Source organism: Magnetofaba australis IT-1 (genome assembly GCF_002109495.1).
Lineage (GTDB): Bacteria > Pseudomonadota > Magnetococcia > Magnetococcales > Magnetococcaceae > Magnetofaba > Magnetofaba australis.
In genome coordinates this window covers 125,148-148,697 of the sequence record NZ_LVJN01000020.1, presented here as the reverse complement: position 1 = coordinate 148,697, position 23,550 = coordinate 125,148, and the positions used below count along the sequence as shown (strand labels likewise).

The following is a 23,550-nucleotide window of genomic DNA, read 5'->3' as shown; positions in this document are numbered from 1 at the left end:
CGTTGAGGCCTCGAAGTCTCTACAATCGTGACGGCAAACGCGGGAAAAGCGCGCAGAACACCTTCCTGTTTCTGTGCAAGATCCGGTAAAATTTCACTTTTAATCGTTACGCAGGGCGCGCGCCCGCCAATCGGGGCGCTCGCCTCTGTTGATGAGAAAGCCGCCCAGCGACCACCGTGCGCGGCAAAGGCGATTGTCGATGGCCGAAATAATCTTGATTCAGACCATCAGCGGCGACTGGGACGAGATGTCCATGCGGATTCCCGAATCCCTGCTCGCCGTGGCCTCCGTGCCCGCCGCCCGAGGCTATGACGTCCGCATCATCGACCAACGCCTGAGCGCTGACTTCGAACAGGAGTTGGACCACGCCATCGGCCCGGAGACCAAACTCGTCGGCTTGACGGTGATCACCGGACGGCAGATTCTCCACGCACTCAACGTCAGCAAGCACATCAAAGAGAGATACCCGCAACTCCCCGTCTGCTGGGGCGGCGTACACCCCACGCTATTGCCGGAGCAGACTGCGGAGCATCCGGCCATCGACTACGTGGTTGTGGGCGATGGCGAGTTCGTCTTCTGCGAGCTGTTCGAGCATCTGCGCGATGGCCGCAGCCCCCATGATCTGCGCGGGTTGGTCTACAAGGTCAAAGGCGCGCTGCAACCCATCTCCAACGCCGGACAACTGGAGATCAAACAGACCCGCAGCGGCCAGAGCTACACCTTCACCCGCCGCAACGGCTCCTCGGACATCATCCGCGATCTGGACAGTCTGCCGCCGCTGCCCTATCACCTCATCGACGTGCAGCGTTACGAGGTTCTCTACACCGGCGACGGGCGCAAATCCGCCACCCTCAACACCTCGCGCGGCTGCCCCTATCGCTGCAAATTCTGCTCGGACCCGGCCATCAATCTGGGCAAGTGGCGCGGCTACAGCCCCAAAGCGGTGCTCGATAAGGTGGATTACCTCTACCGTGAGCACAATGTGCGCATGATCGCGTTCCAGGACGACTACTTCCCAGGCTCGAAAAAGCGTTTTGTGGAGATTCTCCAGGGTCTGTCCCAATACAAGCGCGACGTGCAGTGGGCCACCATCGGCCTGCGCAGCGACATCCTCTACAAACTGGAGGATCACGAGTACCAACTGCTGCTGGACGCCGGTTGCTACGGTCTGGACATGGGCGTGGAGTCGGGCAATCCGCGGGTGTTCGAGAGCCTCAACAAGGGCGAAACCCTGGAACAGGTGGTGGAGGTCAATCGCCGTCTGGCGCAGGTGGATATCAAGGTCAAATACAGCTTCATCATCGGCTTCCCCGGCGAAAGCGAGGAGGAGATGATGGACTCGGTGCGCATGGCGTTGCAGTTGGAGCGGGAGAACCCCAACGCCTATACGATCTTCTTCACCTTCCTGCCCATTGTGGGCACGCCGCAGTACCAGGATGCGGTGGCGCAGGGGTTCCATGAGCCGCAGTCGCTGGAAGAGTGGGCCTACATGGACTTCGACGGCTGGATGAACCTCTACCGCAACTGGACCTCCCCCGAGTTGCGCAGCAGGTTGGAGGCGATCAGCTTCGTCTCCTACTTCCACAGCCCCCACGTGATCTACAAGTTCGGCGGCTCCAAGCTGCTGCGCTTCGCCTTCACTCTCTATCACCCCATCGCCAAGTGGCGCTTTGAGAAGCAGTATTTCGACTACTGCTTTGAGATCAAGCTGAAGAATCTGGTGCTGGCGAGTAAACGCCTGGTGATGAAGCTCCTGCCGCGTTAGACCTTGGCTGCAAACAGTGCGGCCATCACCGCTTTCCCTTCATTCGCTTGTACTCGCTACGCAGTGCGAAGAGTAATTTACCCATATCGCTGGAGAGGCCGATGTTGTAGGCGTTATAGCCTGCGTCGCGCAGCCTGCGGGCTCTGCGTATGGCTAAAGGCAGACTCCTATAGGTGGCGTCATACACCCCGCCCATACCTTTCTCATACTTTGGGAGAAATTTTTTCAACGCTTTGAGTGCAGCATCCCGATTCAACGGCGCCAGTTGATCGTGAAAGTGCAGCAGGAACCACAACTCCACATTGGGGACCGAGCAGATGGCGGTAAACGGGACCACTCTCTTTTCATCGTTGCGCATACGCTGATTGTGCAGGCTTGTGATTTTACTCAGCGCGTTGAAATAGCTCTGGTGGGCATCCCGGTCGAAGACCGCGTAAACATGGTCCCATTCCCGTGCAGGAATTCTCCTGCGGGAATCCCCCTCCACAAACAACTTCTCGGCATACGCCACAATTTGGATTGGCGCCGTGCCTTTCAGGCACTGGGTAATTTCGATTTTTGCCGAAGGCAGGCGCAATGCGCGCTTAACATCCTCTAAATAAATCGGCTCAGTCTTCTCCCCTTCACAGACGATGAGGAATCGTTGACCGGGCTTTTTGGATGCTTTTTTGCGCTTGAGATTTTCCGCTTGGCGCATGCGGGGGTGGTTGTCTCTACCCATCCGCCGCTCTCCGCTTACGCGGCGTAGCCAGCCCTGAGGTGATAGGTACCGCGCCGTAGCGCCCGGCCAGATAGTTCTTCTCCAGCGCCTCCCCCTTTCTGGGGCTGAAATCGCTCAGGGCGCTGATGATGCTGGCCTGATTTTCATCTTTTCCAACAAAACAGACCTGATCCCGACGCAGCACGTCGGCATTGAGCAGGGCGGTGTTGTGGGTGGTGAAGATCAACTGCGCGCCGTTGGGGTTGGTCTCAGGATTGTGGAACAGCGCCAGGATTTCCAACACGATATGCGTGTGCAAGCTTGCGTCTAGTTCGTCGACAACAAGCAAATCGCCTCGATCTAATACTTTGTACAGAGAGCCGACTAAAGCATACAAATGCTGTGTCCCTAATGACTCTTCATAGTGCTCAAACCAAGCATCCCCCAATGCTCCTTTATGCTTAAAAACAGGGGATCTTTCTTCTGACTCCTCTTCCCTTATTTGAAGCTCTCCTGACTTACTGTCAATTACAATATGTTGTGTTGTGTCTGTTTTTGTTTTTACGTCATATATTGACAGATCAGCAGACTTCATAAATGCAGCTATGTCAATATATTTCTTATCGACAATTTCATTGGTTATATGGATCGGGGTATCATTAAGCATACCAAAACCATGAAATTTTTGATGAAACCAATTATAGATAGGCTTCAGCTTTTCACTATTTAACTGTACTGCCATAGTGAGGAACAAGGCATCAGGACGCGTGGCGGCTTGCCACTGAGCCCGCTGTCCCTTCAAATTTGCACTAAAATTATACTCATCAAGATCTTTTTCCTCACTATAGCAACGCATAAACCATTGCTGAGGCCGTTGTTTTGGATAGGCGTAGAGCCACTCTTCCACCACACGCATTTTTGTCAGACAAAAGCCGTATTGATATCGCACTTCATCAACAATAAATGTGACGTCAAACTCAATGGGGGCTTCCGCCATTTCGGGGTCAAGACGAAAACGTCTATTCTGAATAATAGACTCCATCCACCCCACTGAGCCAGACCTCAGTACTGATAGGCACATCCTTTTCATCGCCTGGATCAAATTGGACTTCCCCCCTGCGTTGGGACCATAGATGGCGACGCTTTTAAGGGCATGGGGCAGGGATTTGATCCCGGTGGGGATCAAGTGCGTGTCGGCGTGGGTCTGGTCCGAGGAGGCGACCAGACTGAACACCTGCTCATCGCGGAAGGAGAGGAAATTTTTGACACGGAATTCCAGCAGCATGACAAGCCCTTTATAAAGTTTAGGCAGTCACTTTTGCATATTCTCTGCAATTTCTCCAGCGAAACATGGATGGAGACACGCTCTGGACTCTTACACCGGCGGCAACAGCGCTACCAAGCGCTCCACCGATTGCGGCAGCGTGGCCTGCTCGTCGATGGGCTGCTTAAGGTAGTCGCGCGCCGCGTCGATGAACTGCAACGCGCGGTCGATCTTGGGGTTGCTGCCCGACGCATAGGCGCCGATATTGACCATATCCTCGGCCTTGGCGTAGGTGGCGAGAATCTCACGCAACTGTCCGGCGCTGGATTTGTGCCCGCGCTCGGCCAGATCCTCCATCAGACGCGACAATGAGCCAAGGATGTCGATGGGCGGATAGTGGTTGGCGGCGGCCAGATCCCGCGACAGCAGAATGTGACCGTCGAGAATACCCCGCACCGCGTCGACGATGGGGTCCTGAATGTCATCGCCTTCCATCAACACGGTGTACAGACCGGTGATGGAGCCCGGCCCCTCATCACGCCCGGCGCGCTCCAGCAGGCGCGGCAGCAGCATGAAGGTCGACGGCGGATAGCCGCGACTGGTGGGCGGCTCGCCGGTGGCCAGCCCCACCTCCCGTTGCGCCATGGCGAAGCGGGTGACCGAATCCATCAGCAGCAGCACGTTCTTGCCCTGATGACGGAAGAATTCGGCGATGGAGGTGGCCATAAAGGCGGCGCGCAGACGCAGCAGCGGCGGCTGGTCGGAGGTGGCCACCACGCAGATGGACTTCTTCATCCCCTCGGGACCGAGATCGCGCTCGAGGAACTCCACCACCTCACGACCCCGTTCGCCGATCAGGGCGATGACGTTGATGTCGGCTTCGGTATAGCGGGCCATCATGCCCAGCAGGGTGCTTTTGCCCACGCCGGAACCGGCGAAGATGCCCACCCGCTGACCGCGACCCACGGTGAGCAGACCGTTGACCGCGCGCACCCCCAGATCCAGCGGTTCGACGATCTTTTTGCGCTGCATGGGATTGATGGGCTCGGCGTGCAGCGGCACGCGATGCTCCAGATGCGGCATGGCGCGCCCGTCGAGGGGCTCGCCCATGGGGCCGATGACGCGACCGAGCAGGGCGTTATCCACCTCCACCTTCTCCGCCTGGCCCAGGGAGACGATGCGCGCGCCGGGATAGACCCCTTTAAGAGGCCCCAGCGGCATCAGCAGAGTGGCTTGGTCACGAAAACCCACCACTTCGGCTTTGATGGGCTGACCATGTTCGGGGATGACGTGGCACATCTCGCCGATGGAGACGGCGGGGCCGCGCCCTTCGATGAGCAGGCCCACCACCTGATTGACCCAACCCAGACGGTGCGGTCCGAGGCTTTCACGGGCCACGTAGGCGTACTGCTCCCACGGCAGAGCCAGAGGGTGCGCGGGGGCGCTGGCGGCGGGATCCATTTCGAGTTGCATGGCGGACTATCCTGTTCCGGCAGAGGCGTGGGTGGGGGCGCGGCGCGCCCGCCGTGTATGCGGCATGAGATAATGACTCTCCCCAGGAGAGCCGTCAGAGTGTATCAGGGCGCCCCCAGGCGCCTGTTGCATGGCGGGAAACCCACCGCGAGCAACCGGGAGCATTGAGCAAAAGGGCTAGCGCTCGCCGTCGGGATCCTCATCCGGGGCGTCGTCATCGGCGGCCTCATCGTCGTCCAGCAGGCTCTCTTCGCCCATCAGCGCTTGCAGATCCAGCCCCGATCCCGCCTCGTCATCTTGCAGCGGTTCGACCGCATCCAGATCCTGCGCCTCAGCCAACAACTCCGCGGCGTCCAAATCCTCCGCCTCGGGCGGAATCTCGGCAGCGTCCAGCTCTTGCGCCTCAGGAATCGACTCGGCGACGTCCCGCTCTTGGGCTTCTGCTTCCGGCTCTTGCGGGAGTTCCGGGGCAACGCCCGAACCCACCGCGCCGTCATAGTTGTGCGGATGCTCCATGCGCTCTTCCAAATAGGCGCGCAGACCATCGCTCACCAGGCGCACCTGCTCGCTCAGATCCTCTTCCAGACCGCCAAATTTATTCTCCAGACGCACCGAGCCGGGCTCGACGCTGGCGTCGGCCACCACCTCCATACTCTGGAAGGTGGGCAGAGCGCGCAGCATCTCGGCGTCTTCGGGGCAGACGTGAATCGCCATCTCGCCCTGCCCGGCCGCCTGTTTGAGCAGGCGTTTGATGCGCTCGGCCAGCCCGGCGCGGTTGATGGAGACCTCATGGGCCACCAACTGCTCCACCAGGGTGATAGCGGTCTCCACCATCATCTGTTCGGAGGCGGCGAAAATGCGCTGCGGCAGACCGTCCAGATCGCGAATGATCGCCTCCAGACGCGGCAAGCGCTGGGCGATCTCCTCCTCCATGCGGCGCTGACCGGCCTCCAGACCGGCGCGCTCGGCGGCGGCGAAAACGCGTTGATAGATCTCCCGCTCGATCTCCTCCTGACGTCGCTGAATCACCTCTTCGTCGGGCAACTGCGGCGTATCTTCGGGGGTCTCAATCTTGGGTTCATCGCCCGTGGGCATGGTGCGCACGAACTGACCCTTGAGCGGATCGTCACTCTTTTGATTGACCAACTCCGAGAAGCGCACCCGCTTTGAGCGCGAGGGCTCGCCGTCGGTGTATTGCAGAATCTTCGCCGCCGTGGCGGGCAGAATCGATTCGTGACTGGCCATACAGATCGCGCTCCTTGCGCAAGCGGAATCCTGATAGTTTCGAGAATCGACGGGCGAGGTTATGGGACATTTAAGATATCGAGGGCTTTGCCCTCGAGCTCCCAAAGTTCAAAAGCCAAACCTTGATTCGGACCGTCCATGGCCCTCACCCTACGCGCTCGCTTACGCGAGTCCGATTCGGCAATCCTGCCGAATCGTGGGGCGCTGCCCCAAACCCCGCTGGGGTCGCGGACCCCAGACCCCGGAAAAGTCGGCCATAAATGTCCAACTTTTCCATATTTTAGATCATACCAACAACAAACAATTTCCGTCTTCAGCAACATCAACAGGAGCCGAGATTACAACACCACGTCGTCGCTGCCCTTGCCGAGGATCACGATGGAGCCATCGGCCTCCAACTGGCGCGCCACCTTGAGGATCGCCTGTTGCGAGGACTCCACATCGGAGACCTTCACCGGACCCATCATCTCCAGGTCCTCGCGCAGCATCTCGGCGGCGCGTTCGGACATATTGCCGAAGAACTTCTCTTTGAGACGATCGTCGGTGCCCTTCAGAGCGGTGAGCAGCTCGTCGTTGGAGACCTCGCGCAGCAGAGTCTGGAACGACTTGTCGTCCATCAGCAGGAGGTCCTCGAACAGGAACATCTCCTTGCGCACCTCTTCGGCCAGCGGGTTGTCCTCTTCGTCCAGGAACGCCAACAGTTTGTCGGAGGTCTCGCGCGGCATGAGGTTGAGCAGCTCGGCCACTTTCGATACCCCGCCGCCGCCTTCTGCGGTGTAGAGGCCGCGCGAGGCGCCCATGGCCTCCAATTCGGCCAGCAGCGACTCCTCGATGTCTTCGAGCGCGCCCGGGGGCAGATTGCCCAGTTTGGCCATGCGGAAGATCACCTCCTGCTGCACCTCGGGGGCGAGGAAGTCGATCACAAAGCTGGCCTGTTCGGTCTGCAACTGGGACAGAATCAAGGCGATGGACTGGGGATGCTCGTTGGCCAGGAAGGTGGCCACCAGCGTGGGCTCCATCTCGTTGAGGATCTCCCACGGGGTGTTCTTGGGCCCCTGTTGCAGCTCCTTGAGCAGGTGCCGCCCCTTCTCCTTGCCCATGACTTTGAAGATCAGATCCTTGACCTTCTGCATGCCGCCGCGCACGTTGAGCGCCTGGTTGGCGAAGCGCGTGAGGAACTCTTCGCGCACCTCGCGCACCACATCTTCGGGCATCTGGCCCAAACGGGCGATGGTGCGGGAGATTTCACGAATCTCATCTTCGCTCATCCCCTCCATCAATTTTTTGGCGTCTTCGTCAGGCAGCGACAGAATGAAAACCGCCGCCTTCTCCTTGCCCGTCAGACGAATTCCCATGACCCTAGCTCCCTCTCGCCCCGCAGGGCTGCTCCAACACCACGCAATTTCCGTAACTTAATGTGGCGCAACACCCAGAAGGGCGCCGCGCCTTATCTTCATGGACCAGCCGCATTCGGTCCTGTTCCAAATGAACCGAATGCGGGAATGGCGCCAAGTTGAATCTGCATTTGGCGAAAGCCACGCTTTCGCCAAACAAAACGGGGAAAGGCCATGATGACCTTTCCCCGTCCCTTGTTCGGAGTCCGTATCCCGATGCTTAGGAGTAGGTATCCTGCTGCATCCAGCTGCGCAGCACTTCGCGGGCCTCCTCCAGATGCTCGCCGATCATCTGCTGGGCCAGCTGCAGGGTGCGGTCGGGCACCATCAGCTTGCCGGGCTGATCGGACGGGGTGGCGCCCACGCCCTCGGCCATCAACTGACGCTCCAGTTCGGCCACGGCGCCGGGCAGTTTGTCGTCCTCCACCTCTTCGGGCAGCAGCAGCTTCTTGACCAGAGGACGCAGGACGAAGAAGACCAGCAGGAACACGAGCAAAGCCAGGGCCGCGTACTTGGCCATCTCCAGCTGGAACTCGCGGGAGAGCCAGGGGTTCTCCTGCTCCTTGGGCGGCGGCAGCGGCTTGAACGCAGTGGAGGTCACCTCAATGGCGTCGCCACGATCGGTGTCGAAGCCCACAGTCTTCTCCACCACCCGCTTGAGCATGTCAATCTCTTCTTGGGTACGCGGTTTATAGACCGGCTCGCCCACATTGCCATCCTTATCCGCCGCGGGCGTCTCATAAGTGCCATCCACCAGCACCGCCACCGACAGTTTCTTGATGGTTCCCACCCCCTCCTGGATCGTGCGCACGGTCTTGGAGTTCTGGTAGTTGATGGTCTCCTTGTTGACGCTGCGCGTCTGCGAGGAGCCGGAAGCGCCGGTGGTGGCGGTCTGGTTGGGATCGTTGGGAATCACGCCGGGCACGCCGCCGGTTCCGAACACGCCGTTGCTGTTCTCCTCCACGTTCTGGGTGGACAGAGGCACCGCGCCTTCAGGATCGTAGATCTCCTCCTGACGTTGACGCTTCTCCAGATCCAGCTCCACGTCCACCCGCACAATGCTGGTGTCGGGACCCAGCAGACGGTCGAGCATGGTCTTGATCTTGTCGGTCTTCTCTTTCTCATAGTGACGCTTAAGCTTGAGCGCCTTGTCCGAGGCCATGGCCCCGCCCAGGTCGTCCTCTTCGCCGCCGGCCAGGATCTTGCCCTTGTGGTCGATGACGGTGACCTTGGTTTCATCCAGGTTTTTCACCGACCCGGCCACCAGGTGGACGATGCCGGCCACCTGGGAGGCGGTAAGCTGTTGGTTGAGAGTCAACTGCACCGAGGCGCTGGACTGCTCATCGCCGCGAATGGCGGTGAAGTTGCTCTCCTTGGGCAGCACCAGGTGCACCCGCGCCTTCTCCACCGCCTGGATCGACTCGATGGTGCGCTGCAACTCGCCCTGCAGCGCGCGCTGATAGTTCATGCGCTGCATGAAGTCGGTCAGCCCCATCAGGGACTGGGTGTCGAACAGTTCGAAACCCTGCCCTTCGGTGGTCTTGGGCATGCCCGCCTTGGCCATCTCCAGACGGGTGGTGTGGATCATGTTCTCGGGGATGCGGATTGTCGTGCCGCCCGCGCCCAGCTCATGGGGGATGCCCAACGCCGCCAGCTGCTCCATCACCCGAGCGGTTTCGGCTTCGGGCAGATTGTAGAACAGCACCTTGTAACTGGGACGGGTGGCGAACCAGATGATCGCCGCCAGCGCCAGCACGGTGGCCACCGAGGCGATCAGCACCCCGTTGCGCCCCTGCAGGGGCAAGCGTCCAAAGAACGAACTTGCGTTCGGCTCCTCGGGTCCGTTGCCGTTGTTCATCGTTGCTTCAGCCATGGTTCCGCCCTACTCGTGTGTGCCAACGTTTACTTTTAATTTTGTGGACCGCGCGACGGTCACATCGCGCGCTCTGTAGCATTCAGCGCGCCAATTCCCAGGCGCTCTTGTTATCAAACAGCTCCCAGCCGACGCTGGAGGGGTCTTTGGGCGCCCCCGCCATGGCCAGGTCGATGCGCGCTTTGCGCACCATGTCGGCGGGGATGGAGATGCTGTTGTGCGCCTCCAGCCGATAGGGCACGCCCTGTTTCTCCAACTGCGCGATCACCTGCCCGGCCTCAACTTCCGTCAAATTCCTCAACAGAGGCTCGTAAGGCGCGCGGCTCCCGAACCAGACGATGGCGGCGATGATCACCGCAGTGGTCACGGCGGCGATCAGCAGGCCATTGCGCCCACGGAGCGAGATTTTTGGAATGGTGACCACCAGCAGCGCATCCTGTGGGACTTCATGCCCATCATGAACGATTTTCTGAAACATGCCCTGCCCTCCCCCTAAGAGACCACCGATAATCCGACTTACTGACCACCCGCCAACCCGATGATGGCGGTCATGCACAGCGCCATGGCCAACGCCACCATCAGCGCCGCACTGAGCGGATTGCCCCGCGCGGGCGCCAGGGAGTCGTCATGCTGGCTCATGGTTTATCCAAATAGGCAAAGGCGTCGATGGGGGTCATGGGCGCCAACCGCGCCGCATGGGCCATCTGCGCCGAGAGTCCCTGTGCGGGCCAGAGCTTGAGCCCGCTATCCAGCGCCAGCGCCAACAGCACCGCCACGGCGGCGACGCCCAGGGCGCAGCGTTGACTCACGCCGTGACGCAGCCAATCGCTGCACGCGCGCGGGTCCGTCTCTTGCGGCGCGGCGGCGATCAGCGGGTGTTTGTTGATCAGGGTCTCGGACATGGTCCCCATTCCTATTCCAACAGCATGCAAAACCGATTCAATGCCGGATCACACCGGCATGTTCATCACTTCCTTGTAGACCTCAACAGCCTTATTGCGCACCTGCACCAACAGCCGCAGATGCAGCTCGGCCTGGGAGCTGGCGATCTGCGCTTCGTGCAGATCCACCCCGGCGTTGCCCAGCATGGCGCGCTTGCCCAGATCCTTGGCTTCGGTCTGCAGGCGCGCAGTCTCTTTGATCTGCTTGCCCAGCATCACCGAGAACTCCTCCCACGGACCTTTGCCGGTGGAGGCGGTCTGCGACATGCCTTGGGTCAAAGCGTTGAGGTTGGGCAGCGGATTGATATTGACGTTCATGGCGTATTCTCCTTAGGCCGCGGACTAGCGGCCAATCTCCAACGCTTTGAGCGCCATCGCCTTGGAGGCGTTGAGCACCGAGACGTTGGCTTCATACGAACGGCTGGCCGACATCATGTTGACCATCTCCGTCACCGTATCGATGTTGGGCATGGCCACGTAGCCGTCGGCATTGGCGTCCGGATGCGTGGGGTCGTACTGCAGACGCGGCGGACGCTGATCCACATTGATGCGATCCACCGCCACGCCGGTGGCCCCGGCGGCCTGTTCGCGGGTCAGAAAGTCCTGGAACGGGCGCGACATGAAAACGGGGTCGCGCCGCTTGTAGGGACCGCCCTCCGGCGTGCGCGTGGTCTGCGCATTGGCCAGGTTCTCGGCGATGATGTTGAGCCGCATCCGCTGCGCCGCCAAACCCGAGGCGGTCACTTTGAATGAGGTCAGAAAGTCGGATTTCGTATCAATCATGTTGGTCTCTCCCGTTGCTGCGGGACATCAGCGGCGACCTACTGGCCGTCGATGACCATTTTCAGCTTCTTGATCTGACCGGAGAGCGACTGCACCGCGTAGTTGTAGAGCAACTGGTTGGCGGTTTGGCGCGACATCTCCTGCTCCAGATCGACGCTGTTCATATCCCCTTTGGGAATGGCGGTCTCCACTTCCTGGATCTCGCCATCCTCCAACTCGAAGGGAGTCGGCATATGGCCCGCCATGCTGCGGCGCATGGGCAACTCGTCGCCGCGCGGCAGGGTTTTGGACAACTCCTCTTCAAAGCTCAGACGGCGCGCTTTGTAGCCGGGGGTGTCGGCGTTGGCGATATTGGCCGCGATGATGTCCTGGCGCCGTTTACGCAGCTCCAGCAGGTTGGCTTTAAAGGCGCCGCTGGACCCTAGAAGGCCGAAGTCGGACATGCTCTCTCTCCACAGTCGTTTATTTGACACTCTTGCCCAGACAATACCCGGGCACTGGTTAAGATGCATCACCCGTGCCACTCGCCTAGCACGAAAAATTTCTTATAATTTCAATGTTATCTAACATAATTCAGTATATGTCGGGATTCTGGCGGACAAAATAATATGGGGCGAGAATCGCCGCCACAACACGCAATCCCGAGCCTGCAAGCAGGCAACAAAAAACCCGCCCGGTAGAGAGCCCGGGCGGGTTCAATTCAGTCAGCATCCGTGCTGAACGACGATCCTGTTATTATTGTGTGTGCAAAACTCTTGATCCGGGCCTTAGCGGCCCGGGGCGATCATGGTCCCCTTCACGCCCGCCTGCTTACGCACGTAAGCCATGGCGCTGGTGGCCAGACCGCGATCAGCAAAGGGCCCCAGGCGCACGCGGTAGATGGTGCGGGCGCCGGACTTCACCGGCATCACGAAAGCCGCCAGGCCATCGCCCTGGAACGGCAGGCTGGCCAGACGCCCCTTCAAAGCATTGGCGCGAGCGGCGTCGGAGAACGCCCCCACCTGCACGCTAAAGCCGGTGGCGGGGGTCGCCGCCTTGGTCACCCGCGGCGCGCCGAAGCTGGGCGCGGTGAAATGCGGCTTGGCGGCGGCGGTGAAGGGCGTCGGTTTGGGCAGCGTGCGCGTGGGCGCTGCGGCGGTTTGACGCGGCATCGCCTTGGGCGCCACTTCCGGGCGCTGCGCGGCGGGCTGCATCGCTACGGGCGCCGCGGCGGCGGCTTTCTGCTGCACCAGTCGGTCCAGACCCGGGAAGGCGATATGCGCCGGAGTCTCCCGCGCGCTGGGGGTCTGCGCCGGAGCCATCTCAGCTTTGCCCGGCGCGGTGCGGCCCACGCGGGCCGGTTCCGGATTCACCGGCATGGGATTCACATTCAGGGTTTCATAGCGCTGATTGTCGGCGCGGGCATAGTTGGCGCTGGCGGCGTCGGCGTCGGCGGGCTTGGGCTCATCCTGATCCAACCCGGCCATGCGCGCCCATTTGCCCAGGATATCCTCCGGCGGCTTCACCTGCGGCGCCGCCTGAATCGGGTCGGTGTCGGTGGCCGCATCGGAGCTGGCGCTGACGATGACGTTGCTGGGCTCGGTCACCGCCGGGGCGTCGGAGCGCGCCGGTTGCGCACTGAAGATCGGCGCCTTCTTCATCTCCGCCAACCAGGAGTTGCCGCGCCCTTCGCGCGCCGCATCGGTATCGGTGCGAATCACCACCGGTTTCGGCGTCACGTCCTTGACTGACATCTCCGGCGTTGACGGTCCCATGACCATCTGCCAGGCGACCACCCCGAACACCACCGCCAGGATGCCGCCGCCGGCGGCCAGAAGCAGTTGCTGTTCGCGATTGTAGGGGGCTTTCATTACGGCTTGCATGGCGCTAACCCTCGACTTCACGCTTGACGGAGCGCCTTGTGCGCTCCATGTTGGTGGATAGCGGCTGCGCGCCGCTGATTGGCGATCTCCGTATCGCCTCTGGCCCATACGGGGCGTCGAAATTCCGTCAATAGGCGACGGCGCGCACCCGGTTTTCCATTCTGTCCGCAACCCTTATTGCAAGAGACGCGCCATGGCTGATTTCGCCCTCCTCTCCCTCACCGGCGCCGACCGCCCCGGCATCGTCGCGCGCATCACCCGCGTGCTGTTCGACACCGGCTGCAATATCGAAGACTCCAGCATGACCCGCCTGCGCGGCCAATTCACCGTCATGCTGGTGCTGCGTCTGGGCGACGGCGTCGACCTGGCGCGACTGAACGCCCTGTTCGCCCCCATCGCCAGCGACATGGGCCTCAATCTGCACACCGCCCCCATTGCCAACGCCGCGCCCGTCGCCGCCGAACACGAGGACGGCTCCTGCTGCATGATCAACGTCATGGGCGCCGACAAGCCCGGCATCGTCTATCGCGTCACCCAAACCCTGGCCGACTACGCCGCTAATGTGGTGGATCTGGAGACCCAGGTGGGCGGCGCCCCCGGTCGACCCGTGTATGGCATGGTCATTGAAGTGGAGAGCGTGGCGAATCCTGATGGCCTGCGCAGCGCGTTGCAGGCGCTGGCCAAGGAGCTGGATATCGAAATCGGTCTGCGGGATGCGGATGTGTTCCAACTATAAAGTTGGTTTTACAGATCGAGGGTGATGAAAGATATTGGGGCTTCGCCCCAAACCCCATGGAGACGCGACCAGGCTCTCGAAATGGTTGAACGATGAAAGATATTGGGGCTTCGCCCCAAACCCCATGGAGACGCGGACGGGCTCTCGAAATGGCTGAACGATGAAAGATATTGGGGCTTCGCCCCAAACCCCACCAGGGCTTTGCCCTGGACCCACGAGGGCTCTGCCCTCGACCCGGCAGGGCGCCGCCCTGCACCCGCCAGGGAAATGATTTCCCTGGACCCTCGTTAGTTTGGTTTCGTGCTTGTCATGCGCAGCCGTGCTTTCTATTTACTTGTGCGCGCAATGTGAGCTAGCAAAAATTAGGACTTTTACTGGCATAGACGCCTACTCCACATGATGACAGCGCCGAACTCTGTATCAGTTGGACGATGAAAGATATTGGGGCTTCGCCCCAAACCCGCGTTGTATTGTACAGGGGGATGCTTGGAGATATTGGGGCTTCGCCCCAAACCCCACCAGGGCTTTGCCCTGGACCCACGAGGGCTCTGCCCTCGACCCGGCAGGCCAATTGGGACAAATCCGATTTCCCTGGACCCTCGTTAGTTTGGTTTCGTGCTTGTCATGCGCAGCCGTGCTTCTATTGTCAGTTGAAATCAGAATTGGATAGTTTGGGTATTGGTCATGAAAGATATCGAGGGCTACGCCCTCGAGCTCCCAAGATCAACAACCAAACCGTGGGCTCCGCCCACACCCGCTGGGGGCGCGGCCCCCAGACCCCGCCGCCGACCAGTCGGCGGCCAATAGTCAGCGCAAGCTCAATCTCCGTCACGCAAACATTGGCCGGTCTGTGCAATTTTGGTTTTGACTCGCTATATTCACGTGTCGCGCGCGACGTCAGCTATCGAAAATAAGGACTCTTCCCGGCATGGACGCTTACTCAACAGGCCGCCCCACCTGGGTCGAAATCTCCCTGCCCGCCCTGCGCCATAATCTCCACCGCGCCAAACAGGCCGCGCCCCACGCCGCCGCCTGGCCCGTCATCAAAGCCGACGCCTACGGCCTCGGCGCCGTCCCCTGCGCCCACGCCCTGGCCGATCTGGCCGACGGCTTCTGCGTCGCCCTGGTGGAGGAGGCGGAGATTCTGCGCCAAGCCGGAATATCCCATCCCATCCTGATCCTCTCCGGCTACTTCCCCGGCCTGGAGCGCCAAATTGTCGAGCTGAATCTGCAAGTCTGCATCGAGAACCGCCAGCAGGTCGACGCCATCGGCCACACCGCCGCCGCTCTGGGCAAAAGCGTGGCGCTGCATATTGAGGTGAACACCGGCATGGCGCGCCTGGGCGCCGAGCCCAGCGCCACGCCCGAGCTCATCGCCCACATCGACGCCGCGCCTGGGGTCGAACTGGGCGGGGTGCTGACCCACTTCGCCTGCGCTGACGAACCCGAGCGCGCCGCCAACGCCAAGCAGGTCGAGCAGCTGGAGCGCCTGCTGGCCCACCCCGCATTGCAAACCCGCGCCGATCTGACCGTCTCCGCCTGCAACAGCGCTGCGCTGCTCAGCCTGCCCCAGGCGCAGCGCCAATGGATCCGACCCGGCATCATGCTCTACGGCGCCTCGCCGTTTCATCCGCAGCGCACGGCGGCGGCGGATGGTCTCCAGCCGGTGGCGCGCTGGATTACGCATATTCTGCAGATTCACGACCTGCCCGCCGGTACGCCGCTGCACTATGGCCACACCTACACCACGCCCCACGATGCGCGTATCGCCATCCTGCCGGTGGGGTATGCGGATGGCTACAGCCGCCGCCTCTCCAATCGTGGCGAGATGTTGATTCACGGCCAGCGCGCGCCGCTGCGCGGACGGGTGTGCATGGATCTGATTGCGGTGGAGGTGACGAAAATCCCCCAAGCGCAGACGGGCGACCAGGTGATTTTGATGGGCGATGACGGCGCGGGCGCGGCGGTGACGCTGGAGCAGATGGCGACGTGGATGGAGACCATCCCCTATGAGACGCTGACGCGCCTGAGCCCCAGACTCCCCCGGCGCTATCTCAATGAAGATCCAGTCTAAATACCAAAACTGCTCAGAATGGCCAATGTTTGCGTGACGTAGGCCCAGCTTGCGCTGACTATTGGCCGCCGACTGGTCGGCCGCGGGGTCTGGGGGCCGCCCCCAGCGGGTGTGGGCAGCGCCCACGGTGTGGCCTTTGGGAGCTCGAGGGCGCTGCCCTCGATATCTTTCATGACCAATACCCAAACTGTCCGATTCTGATTCCAACTGACAATATTGGCCGCCGACTGGTCGGCGGCGGGGTCTGGGGGCCGCGCCCCCAGCGGGTGTGGCCTTTGGGAGCTCAAGGGCGCAGCCCTCGACATCTTTCAGCGCCCATATGTGCACTTTTAAATGCTCGCGACTATATCAGCGCATCGCCGCCCGTCGTCTCAGGCTCGCCCCACAGGAGCATCCATATTGTGCAACACGCGGGAGAAGTCGTGGGCGGCCTGGGGCGCACTGAACAGATAACCCTGAATCAGGGCGTCGCCGATGGGGCCGAGTTTGTCCAGCTGCTCGCGGGTCTCCACCCCCTCCACCACCACCTTGATCTCCAGCGCGTTGGCCAAGTGGAACATGGAGGCAACGATGGAAGCGGAGCGCTCGTCGGTGGTGAGATGGCGAATAAAGGAGCGGTCAATCTTGAGGGTCTGCACCGGGAAGTGACGCAGATGACTCAACGATGAGTAGCCGGTGCCGAAGTCGTCAATGGCGATCTGAATGCCCAGATTGCGCAACTGCTCGACGATCTCGCGCGCCTTTTGCGCGTCCATCATGGCGGCGCTTTCGGTAATCTCCAGCTCCAGTCGCGCAGGCGGCAGGCCGGTTTGGTCAAGGATCTCGCTCACCGAGGCCACCAGATTGGGATCCTTGAACTGCTTGATGGAGAGGTTGACCGACACGCTCAGCTCGCCCTCCTCCCGCTGCGGCCACCCCACCGCCTGTTCGCACGCCTGCCGCAACACATGACGGCCCAACGGCAAAATCAAGCCGATCTCTTCGGCCAGCGGAATGAATTTGTCCGGGCTGATGATCTCGTTGTTGGCGGTGACCCAGCGCGCCAGCGCCTCGGCGCCGACGATGCGTTCGCTCAAGGGGTCGACCTTGGGTTGGAACCAGACGTGGATCTCATTGTTCTCCAACGCCCGACGCAGATCCGCTTCTATCTTCAGACGCGACTGATTGACGGCGTTGAGCTCATCGCGGAAGAAGCGATAGACGCCGCGTCCGGCCTGTTTGGCCTGGTACATGGCGATATCCGCGCTCTTGATCAATTCGCCCATCTGCTGGCCATCCTGCGGATAGCAGGCGATGCCGATGCTGGCGCCGACGAAGATCTCATGACCCTCCAGGCGGAAGGAGTCGTGCAGCGAGTCGATCACCTTCTGCGCGATGGAGCCGGCGTTCTTCTCGGTGAGCAGGCCCGGCAGGATGATGGTGAACTCATCGCCGCCCAGTCGCGATACCGTATCGGCCTCGCGCAGCGCCCCGCGCATGCGCCCCGCCACCTCTTTCAACAGTTGGTCGCCGATGTCATGGCCCAACGAATCGTTCACGTGTTTAAAGCGGTCCAGGTCCATGAAGAAGAGCATCAAGCCGGTGCGATTGCGCTTGGCGATGGCGATCTCCTGGCTCAGACGATCGTGGAACAGGGCGCGGTTGGGCAGACCGGTCAACGCATCCTTGAACGCCAGATCCTCCAGCTTCTGCTGGGTCGCCTTCTGTTCGGAGATATCCATGAACAGACCCACATAGTGGGTCACATGGCCGGCGTCGTCGCGCACCGCATTGATGGTGAGCCACTTGGGGTAGACCTCGCCATTGCGCCGACGGTCCCACACCTCGCCGCGCCAGGAGCCGGTGGCGTCCAGCTCGCGCCACATGGCGGCGTAGAAATCATCATCGTGCAGCCCCGAACTGGTGATGCCGGGGTTTTGCCCGATCACATCTTCGCGATCAAAGCCGGTCATGCTCAGGAAGGCGCGATTGACGGCGATGATGCGATTGCGCGCATCGGTGATGAGCACCGCCTCGTCGGTGTTCTCCACCACCGTACGATACAGACGCAGATTGGCTTCGGCGGCGCGGCGCTGCTCGACCTCCTGTTTGAGGCCGATATTGTTGCGCTCAAGCTGCTCGGTGCGCGCCAGGACTTTCTCATGCAGGGCGCTCTTCTCGCGCTCCAGTTCGGCGTTGAGACGCTCCATCTCCGCCTGGGCGTGGCGCACCATCTCCGCCACTTCGCGCACCGGCTCAAACGCCGGATCCCATTGGAACAGACTCTCCTCCGCCGAGGCCGCCCCGCCTTGAGCCAGCGAGGTCATCGAGCTGCGCAAGCGATCCAGGTTGGCGGCGATGCGGCGCGCAGCCATCAGCATCAGCGCCAAACACAAGGCGGCGCCGAGAATCACCAGAATTTGCGCCAGCACCACCTGCCGCTCAAAGCGCTCGCCGGTGTGTTGAAAACGCTCGCTCAACTGGCCGCTGATGCGCTGCGCCAGCTCATGGATAAAATGGGTCGCCATGGCCTGATGGGCGGTGACGTCGGCGGCCACTTCACGCGCTTTGGCGGGATCGACGCTGGCGATGCGCACCGTCTCCACCAGAGCGCCGCGCACCCGGGCAAACAACTCGCTCAACTGCTCATTCAGCCGCCTATCCTCGGCGTCGCTCCACGCCAAGGCGTCCTGGGACAACACCGACAGACTCTGCCTAAACGCCCGCCAGGAGACATCCAACTCTTCGATCAGACGCTGGCCTTGGGCGTAGGCCTGCTCCTCATCCAAACTGGGCGCGTCATTCAGATAGCTGTGTAGACGCAGCTCCTGGCGCGCAATGATCTCAATCTGCTGCTCCAACGCGCTAAACGCGGGGATGGCGCGATCGGTGGCGCTCTCCTCCAGGGCGTCGAACTCCCACAGCACCATGCTCAAGATCAGCAGCACGGCCGCCGCCATGAGCACAAACAGCGCCGGGAACGCCATCACCTGTTGTCGAATGGTCAGTCGCATGGCGCTCACAAACCCTGCTCAAGTTGACGCCACTGGTCGGGCGCGATGCGTCCCACCACTTCAAATCCGTCACCCAAGGGGCGAAACACATACGCCACGCCTTCGGGCTTGGGCCAGATGGCGGCGGCTTCGCGCAGATTGCTATTGTGCGAGACAATGACGCGATTGCCGCCGGGCGCGACTTTGGCCGAGAGCAGCGCGCGCAGCGCATCGGCGGCCTGCATACGCCCCTGCTTGGACAACCCAATGGCAAAGTGCAGAAACTCCTGCACTTTCATTTTGGCGCTCCCAAACGCCAGCTGGGCGGTGTCGCGGCAACGGCAATAGGGACTGCTCAACACTTCCGCGATGGGAATGCCCAGATCCTTGATGGCTTGGCCGATGCGCACGGCTTGCGCGCGCCCCTGTTGGGAGAGGTTGCGTTGCGTGGCGCAATCGTCGGCAGAGCCGTTGCTGGCGTCATTCTGGCTGCGATCACTGATGGCATGACGCAGGAAGATCACCAGCCCCCCCTTTTGCAGGGCGTGTAAACTTGGCGTTTTGAATTCGGCGGCGGCCAGAACAGCAGCGGGCGAGACAAACAGGCTGGTCAGAACAACCAACAGCGTCGGCAAGGCGCGCATAAGATCACTTACTCCATCCCCCCCCGGGGAAGTGTGACGAAAATGCGTCAAACCGAGTCAACTAGAACGTGTATTGAAAAAGAGAACAAATCAGACAAATCGGCTGGGCAAAATAGGTGCGTTCGCCATATCCATTTAGATACTTAAAGCAGGATCAGACAGATATCTACGCCGCGTTAGTATGGCGCCCGCGCGCTTTGCGATCAATCAAATTGGTTGCCCCATGACAGATTTTTTTCGCTGTGCCTTTTTGAATTATCAAACTTCCGACACCTCCCCCGTCGAATTTAACCATAACTCGTCAATGGTTTGACTTGGACAAAATAATACCCGGATTCACACCCCAGTCGATTTGGGCGTAGCGCTCAGAGTGGGTCGGGATTTCGGATTTGGCGCCGCCTTTGCTCAGTTGCCTGAGTCAGAGCGTCGTTTCTCACCACGGCGCGCATGGGCCGCCCTCAGCGGCGAGACGAGCGTAGCGTGCGCAGAAGAGTGTTTCTGCGCCGCATCAAACCGCGCGTCTTGGCAGCCAGAGGCGACCGCATCCGCCCCTGCGCAGTGAACTGTTTTGGCTCCGCCAGCAGTCGCCGCATGGGCTTGTGTAGCGAAAGGATCCCATCATGGGCGCACCCAAAACGCGCAAAGCAAGCGCCTCGGCGCGAGCGAATCAAGTTGTCAACACACCCACTTGCTACAGCGAGGAGTGGGGCGATGGCGTCTCGCCCGATAGCGCGCGCATGGCCATGATTACCCGCGACCTGGATTGGAGCGCGGTCAACGGACGCCGCATGGATGGCAAAAAACTGCTGCGCATTGGCGGCATGGCGCTGCTGGGCCTGACCGCTCTGTGGGCGCTCACGGCCAAACAGGGATTCGCCGCGCCCAGCCCCTATACGATGCAGAAGGTCCACTTCGGCCCGCTGGCCAATGACGCCGGACTGTGGCGTCCGGTGCGGCCCGAAGCGGAGATTCACCTGGCCATGGCGCATCCCAACGCCGCCGCCGAAGTGATCTCCGACGCTGCGTTCAGCTATGCCCCGCCCGTCCGCGCCGGGTCGGCCATTGTGGCCCAGGCCGACACCGCCGCCAAGAGCCCCAAAGCGGGCCCGACGGGGAGCCTGATGCACATCTCCTACGGCGTGCCCGATGCGTTGCCCGCCCGGGAAGAGGGGCGTTTTCTCACCCTGTGCGGCTCCTTCTCCAACACCCTGAACGCGGTGCGCGTGCAGGAGCGTCTGCGCAACTACGGCATTCCCACGCAGTTGAAGCTGGACGACTCCTTTTCGCCGCCCATGACCCACGTGCTGTTGGGCCCCTACGCCACCCGCAAAACAGCGGCGGCGGCGGCGCGTTACGTGCGCGCCAAGAGCGGTCTGGATACCGACTACATCATGGCCGCCAGCAAGTTGAGCCTGGATGAGTATGAACAGATGGTGGCCGCCGCCGAGCCGACCCTGCGCCCGATTCCTCTGGCGCAGCCGACGCCCAAGCGCCGTCCGACGCAGTTGGCGAAAAAGAGCGCGCCCACGCCGGTAAAAGCCGAGGTTACGGTGGCCAAAGCCGCCGCCGCGCCTGAAGTCGCCGCCGAGACCACGCAGACGCCCATCACCCTGGCGCACCATAACACGCCGGTTCCCGACGCCCACGATGACGACGCCTCCCCCGCGCCCAACGACGAGGACGCCGCCGGACAGAGCGCCGCCGATGGCGAGCTGGAGTTGGGCCTGAGCGCCGCCGAGCTGCAGGACAGCCCGCCGTTTGAAGCGCAGATGGCCACGCCGCCGGAGTTCTTCCCGCAGATGGCCCCGGGGCCGTTCGTGGTGCTGGCGGGCACCTTCGCCAACTCCGACAACGCCCTGCGCGCACACAAACTGTTGGCGCAACATGGGATCCCTGATCGCCTGAAAATGGTGAGCATGGGCGGCAAGGATCACACTCATGTGGTGGTGGGTCCGTTCGCCACCCGCGACGACGCCTTCGCCGCCTCCCAGGTGATTATGGACTCCACCGGGCTGTCGGCCAGTTATTTGAAGGTCAATTGAGTTGAAATAAAGCAACGACGAGGATGGGAAAAGAGGCTGGGGCTTTGCCCCAGACCCCATCAGGGCGCCGCCCTGAACCCGCCAGGGCTTTGCCCTGGACCCTCCAGGAGGGACGCCCTCCTGGACCTCGGTTCGTTTGGCTTCTTTGCTTGCGTGAAGATTCTGTATGGCCGTTGGATTTTATGCACTGTCATCCACGCGCCCCCTGCCCTGACGGGAGCTGACCATGGCCCGCGATAAACAGCGATTCGTCTGTAGCGACTGCGGCGCCGACTTCGCCCAGTGGCAGGGGCGCTGTTCCGCCTGCGGCGCGTGGAACACGCTCAAATCGTTTACGCCCGCCTCTGGCGGCGGCAAGCGCGCTTCCCCCGCTGCCGCGCCCGCCGCCGGAGGCGCTGGCGTGAATAAACCCCAGCCCCTGAGCGCGGTGGCCAGCCAAGGCGAAACGCGCATCCGCACCGGCATCGGCGAATTGGACCGCGTGCTGGGCGGCGGCCTCGTGCCCGGCTGCGCGCTGCTGCTGGCGGGCGACCCCGGCATCGGCAAATCCACCCTGCTCATGGGCGCCATGGCGCAACTGGCGCGCGGTCGCAAAACCCTCTATGTCTCCGGCGAGGAGTCGTTGGCGCAGATCAAAATGCGCGCCGAGCGCATGCAGATCGGCGGCGACGGCTTCGACGTGCTGATGGAGACGCGCCTGGAGAACATCGAACAGGCCATCATCGAGACCGAACCGGCGGTGTTGTGCCTGGATTCGATCCAGACCGTGGCCAGCGACGACCTGCCCGCCGCGGCGGGAACCGTGACTCAGGTGCGCGAGTGCGCGCAGCGACTCATTGCAGCGGCGAAAATGCGCGGTATGGCGCTGTTCCTGGTGGGTCATGTCACCAAAGAGGGGCAGATCGCCGGGCCCCGGGTGCTGGAGCACATGGTGGACACCGTGCTCTACTTCGAGGGCGAGCGCGGCCATAGCTATCGGATTCTGCGCGCGGTGAAGAACCGCTTCGGCGCCGCCAATGAGATCGGCGTGTTCGAAATGCGCGATGTTGGTCTGGCGGAAGTGGACAACCCGTCGGAGCTGTTCCTCTCCGAGCGGGTGCAGGGCGCCGCCGGGTCGGTGGTGTTCGCCGGGCTGGAGGGCACGCGCCCGGTATTGATCGAAATTCAGTCGCTGGTGGCGCCCAGTCCGCTGCCGCAGCCGCGCCGCACCGCCATCGGCTTTGACGTCAACCGGCTGGCCATGCTCACGGCGGTGTTGGAGAAGCGCTTGGGGTTGGGACTGTTCAACCACGACATCTTTCTTAACGTGGCCGGAGGGTTTCGCGTCACCGAACCGGCGGCGGACTTGGCGGTGGCGGTGTCGCTCTACGCCAGTCTGCGCAACATGAGCGCCGATCGCGGTTTGGTGATTGTCGGCGAAGTGGGATTGGGCGGCGAGACCCGTGCGGTGTCGCACATCGCCACGCGACTGAAAGAGGCGGAGAAGCTGGGTTTCAACCGCTGTCTACTGCCGGACAAGAGCATGAAGAACCTGCCCAGCCCCGGGGCGATGCGTTTGGAAGGGGTGGCGTCGGTGGAAGAGGCGATTGAGCGATTCGACGTGTGATTGCATGAGACTTGAATTCTGCGCGACGCTGGCCGGTGGCGCACAAAAGTGAAAATTCGAAAATCGGGACATTTATGGCCCGATGATTATTAATACGCAAATCGCAAGCGATTTGCTGGGCGAGGTCTGGGGGCCGCTGTCCCCAGCGGCCAATGGGGACAACACTGGGGCAGCGC

20 protein-coding genes are annotated in these 23,550 nt (G+C 61.6%); 5 read left to right on the top strand and 15 right to left on the bottom strand.

The genetic code is table 11. The annotated features are described in order from the left end of the window. The first annotated feature begins 199 nt into the window (after positions 1 to 199). On the top strand, positions 200 to 1,765 hold the full coding sequence (locus MAIT1_RS12930) for a B12-binding domain-containing radical SAM protein (protein WP_158089479.1): 1,566 nt from the start codon (positions 200 to 202) through the stop codon (positions 1,763 to 1,765). A 25-nt stretch (positions 1,766 to 1,790) separates the two neighbouring features. Here MAIT1_RS12930 and MAIT1_RS12925 read toward each other — a convergent pair whose 3' ends face one another. From MAIT1_RS12925 to MAIT1_RS12870, 13 genes are all read right to left on the bottom strand, one after another. Then, the gene (locus MAIT1_RS12925) at positions 1,791 to 2,486 is read right to left on the bottom strand and encodes an RloB family protein (protein WP_085442912.1); all 696 of its coding nucleotides are present in this window, start codon (positions 2,484 to 2,486) and stop codon (positions 1,791 to 1,793) included. Next, on the bottom strand, positions 2,479 to 3,750 hold the full coding sequence (locus tag MAIT1_RS12920) for an AAA family ATPase (protein ID WP_085442911.1): 1,272 nt from the start codon (positions 3,748 to 3,750) through the stop codon (positions 2,479 to 2,481). Before MAIT1_RS12920 ends, MAIT1_RS12925 begins: the two co-directional genes overlap by 8 nt. A 90-nt stretch (positions 3,751 to 3,840) precedes the next feature. Further along, positions 3,841 to 5,202, bottom strand: a complete 1,362-nt coding sequence (locus MAIT1_RS12915; RefSeq protein ID WP_241893478.1) for a FliI/YscN family ATPase — start codon at positions 5,200 to 5,202, stop codon at positions 3,841 to 3,843. A 177-nt stretch (positions 5,203 to 5,379) separates the two neighbouring features. Further along, positions 5,380 to 6,447: a FliH/SctL family protein gene (locus MAIT1_RS12910; protein ID WP_085442910.1), complete on the bottom strand. Its 1,068-nt coding sequence runs from the start codon at positions 6,445 to 6,447 to the stop codon at positions 5,380 to 5,382. Between the two features lie 338 nt (positions 6,448 to 6,785). After that, positions 6,786 to 7,802, bottom strand: coding sequence for a flagellar motor switch protein FliG (fliG, locus tag MAIT1_RS12905; RefSeq protein WP_085442909.1), 1,017 nt, complete (start codon positions 7,800 to 7,802; stop codon positions 6,786 to 6,788). A 259-nt stretch (positions 7,803 to 8,061) separates the two neighbouring features. Then, positions 8,062 to 9,714, bottom strand: coding sequence for a flagellar basal-body MS-ring/collar protein FliF (gene fliF, locus MAIT1_RS12900; protein ID WP_085442908.1), 1,653 nt, complete (start codon positions 9,712 to 9,714; stop codon positions 8,062 to 8,064). Positions 9,715 to 9,796: 82 nt separating this feature from the next. Then, complete coding sequence (locus MAIT1_RS12895) at positions 9,797 to 10,192, bottom strand: hypothetical protein (protein ID WP_085442907.1); 396 nt, start codon at positions 10,190 to 10,192, stop codon at positions 9,797 to 9,799. Positions 10,193 to 10,230: 38 nt separating this feature from the next. Continuing rightward, complete coding sequence (locus MAIT1_RS22475; protein WP_275531637.1) at positions 10,231 to 10,353, bottom strand: hypothetical protein; 123 nt, start codon at positions 10,351 to 10,353, stop codon at positions 10,231 to 10,233. Further along, positions 10,350 to 10,616 carry a hypothetical protein gene (locus MAIT1_RS12890; RefSeq protein ID WP_085442906.1) on the bottom strand — a complete coding sequence of 89 codons (267 nt, stop codon included), beginning with the start codon at positions 10,614 to 10,616 and terminating at the stop codon, positions 10,350 to 10,352. Before MAIT1_RS12890 ends, MAIT1_RS22475 begins: the two co-directional genes overlap by 4 nt. Before the next feature lie 48 nt (positions 10,617 to 10,664). After that, positions 10,665 to 10,973: a flagellar hook-basal body complex protein FliE gene (gene fliE / locus MAIT1_RS12885; RefSeq protein ID WP_085442905.1), complete on the bottom strand. Its 309-nt coding sequence runs from the start codon at positions 10,971 to 10,973 to the stop codon at positions 10,665 to 10,667. A 24-nt stretch (positions 10,974 to 10,997) separates the two neighbouring features. Beyond that, on the bottom strand, positions 10,998 to 11,438 hold the full coding sequence (gene flgC / locus MAIT1_RS12880) for a flagellar basal body rod protein FlgC (RefSeq protein WP_085442904.1): 441 nt from the start codon (positions 11,436 to 11,438) through the stop codon (positions 10,998 to 11,000). A gap of 38 nt (positions 11,439 to 11,476) precedes the next feature. Beyond that, positions 11,477 to 11,881 carry a flagellar basal body rod protein FlgB gene (gene flgB, locus MAIT1_RS12875; protein ID WP_158089478.1) on the bottom strand — a complete coding sequence of 135 codons (405 nt, stop codon included), beginning with the start codon at positions 11,879 to 11,881 and terminating at the stop codon, positions 11,477 to 11,479. A 324-nt stretch (positions 11,882 to 12,205) separates the two neighbouring features. Next, positions 12,206 to 13,300, bottom strand: a complete 1,095-nt coding sequence (locus tag MAIT1_RS12870; protein ID WP_158089477.1) for an SPOR domain-containing protein — start codon at positions 13,298 to 13,300, stop codon at positions 12,206 to 12,208. A 193-nt stretch (positions 13,301 to 13,493) separates the two neighbouring features. Here MAIT1_RS12870 and MAIT1_RS12865 point away from each other — a divergent pair, with 193 nt between their 5' ends. Together MAIT1_RS12865 and alr are read left to right on the top strand one after the other, a co-directional pair. Then, positions 13,494 to 14,036, top strand: coding sequence for a glycine cleavage system transcriptional repressor (locus MAIT1_RS12865; protein WP_085442901.1), 543 nt, complete (start codon positions 13,494 to 13,496; stop codon positions 14,034 to 14,036). Between the two features lie 928 nt (positions 14,037 to 14,964). Further along, a complete protein-coding gene (gene alr, locus MAIT1_RS12860) occupies positions 14,965 to 16,110 on the top strand; it encodes an alanine racemase (protein WP_085442900.1) in 1,146 nt (381 codons plus the stop codon). A 371-nt stretch (positions 16,111 to 16,481) separates the two neighbouring features. Here the strand turns inward: alr and MAIT1_RS12855 are convergent, their stop codons facing one another. After that, positions 16,482 to 19,103, bottom strand: coding sequence for a putative bifunctional diguanylate cyclase/phosphodiesterase (locus MAIT1_RS12855; RefSeq protein ID WP_241893508.1), 2,622 nt, complete (start codon positions 19,101 to 19,103; stop codon positions 16,482 to 16,484). 5 nt (positions 19,104 to 19,108) lie between these two features. After that, positions 19,109 to 19,726 (bottom strand): histidine phosphatase family protein, encoded by a 618-nt coding sequence (locus MAIT1_RS12850; protein ID WP_085442898.1) that lies wholly within the window; start codon positions 19,724 to 19,726, stop codon positions 19,109 to 19,111. Positions 19,727 to 20,346: 620 nt separating this feature from the next. Here MAIT1_RS12850 and MAIT1_RS12845 point away from each other — a divergent pair. Further along, the gene (locus MAIT1_RS12845) at positions 20,347 to 21,768 is read left to right on the top strand and encodes an SPOR domain-containing protein (RefSeq protein ID WP_085442897.1); all 1,422 of its coding nucleotides are present in this window, start codon (positions 20,347 to 20,349) and stop codon (positions 21,766 to 21,768) included. Between the two features lie 226 nt (positions 21,769 to 21,994). Further along, the gene (gene radA, locus MAIT1_RS12840; RefSeq protein WP_085442896.1) at positions 21,995 to 23,374 is read left to right on the top strand and encodes a DNA repair protein RadA; all 1,380 of its coding nucleotides are present in this window, start codon (positions 21,995 to 21,997) and stop codon (positions 23,372 to 23,374) included. The last annotated feature ends 176 nt before the right edge of the window (positions 23,375 to 23,550 follow it).

What these genes read in the sequence shown, in the direction of transcription:
- fliE (WP_085442905.1), bottom strand. Translation starts at nt 10,973, where the DNA reads ATGAACGTCAATATCAATCCGCTGCCCAACCTCAACGCTTTGACCCAA.
- fliF (WP_085442908.1), bottom strand. Translation starts at nt 9,714, where the DNA reads ATGGCTGAAGCAACGATGAACAACGGCAACGGACCCGAGGAGCCGAAC.
- MAIT1_RS12855 (WP_241893508.1), bottom strand. Translation starts at nt 19,103, where the DNA reads ATGCGACTGACCATTCGACAACAGGTGATGGCGTTCCCGGCGCTGTTT.
- MAIT1_RS12925 (WP_085442912.1), bottom strand. Translation starts at nt 2,486, where the DNA reads ATGGGTAGAGACAACCACCCCCGCATGCGCCAAGCGGAAAATCTCAAG.
- flgC (WP_085442904.1), bottom strand. Translation starts at nt 11,438, where the DNA reads ATGATTGATACGAAATCCGACTTTCTGACCTCATTCAAAGTGACCGCC.
- MAIT1_RS12845 (WP_085442897.1), top strand. Translation starts at nt 20,347, where the DNA reads ATGGGCGCACCCAAAACGCGCAAAGCAAGCGCCTCGGCGCGAGCGAAT.
- fliG (WP_085442909.1), bottom strand. Translation starts at nt 7,802, where the DNA reads ATGGGAATTCGTCTGACGGGCAAGGAGAAGGCGGCGGTTTTCATTCTG.
- MAIT1_RS12870 (WP_158089477.1), bottom strand. Translation starts at nt 13,300, where the DNA reads ATGCAAGCCGTAATGAAAGCCCCCTACAATCGCGAACAGCAACTGCTT.
- MAIT1_RS12865 (WP_085442901.1), top strand. Translation starts at nt 13,494, where the DNA reads ATGGCTGATTTCGCCCTCCTCTCCCTCACCGGCGCCGACCGCCCCGGC.
- MAIT1_RS12890 (WP_085442906.1), bottom strand. Translation starts at nt 10,616, where the DNA reads ATGTCCGAGACCCTGATCAACAAACACCCGCTGATCGCCGCCGCGCCG.
- MAIT1_RS12915 (WP_241893478.1), bottom strand. Translation starts at nt 5,202, where the DNA reads ATGCAACTCGAAATGGATCCCGCCGCCAGCGCCCCCGCGCACCCTCTG.
- radA (WP_085442896.1), top strand. Translation starts at nt 21,995, where the DNA reads ATGGCCCGCGATAAACAGCGATTCGTCTGTAGCGACTGCGGCGCCGAC.
- MAIT1_RS12930 (WP_158089479.1), top strand. Translation starts at nt 200, where the DNA reads ATGGCCGAAATAATCTTGATTCAGACCATCAGCGGCGACTGGGACGAG.
- MAIT1_RS12920 (WP_085442911.1), bottom strand. Translation starts at nt 3,750, where the DNA reads ATGCTGCTGGAATTCCGTGTCAAAAATTTCCTCTCCTTCCGCGATGAG.
- alr (WP_085442900.1), top strand. Translation starts at nt 14,965, where the DNA reads ATGGACGCTTACTCAACAGGCCGCCCCACCTGGGTCGAAATCTCCCTG.
- MAIT1_RS22475 (WP_275531637.1), bottom strand. Translation starts at nt 10,353, where the DNA reads ATGAGCCAGCATGACGACTCCCTGGCGCCCGCGCGGGGCAATCCGCTC.
- MAIT1_RS12895 (WP_085442907.1), bottom strand. Translation starts at nt 10,192, where the DNA reads ATGTTTCAGAAAATCGTTCATGATGGGCATGAAGTCCCACAGGATGCG.
- flgB (WP_158089478.1), bottom strand. Translation starts at nt 11,881, where the DNA reads ATGTCCGACTTCGGCCTTCTAGGGTCCAGCGGCGCCTTTAAAGCCAAC.
- MAIT1_RS12850 (WP_085442898.1), bottom strand. Translation starts at nt 19,726, where the DNA reads ATGCGCGCCTTGCCGACGCTGTTGGTTGTTCTGACCAGCCTGTTTGTC.
- MAIT1_RS12910 (WP_085442910.1), bottom strand. Translation starts at nt 6,447, where the DNA reads ATGGCCAGTCACGAATCGATTCTGCCCGCCACGGCGGCGAAGATTCTG.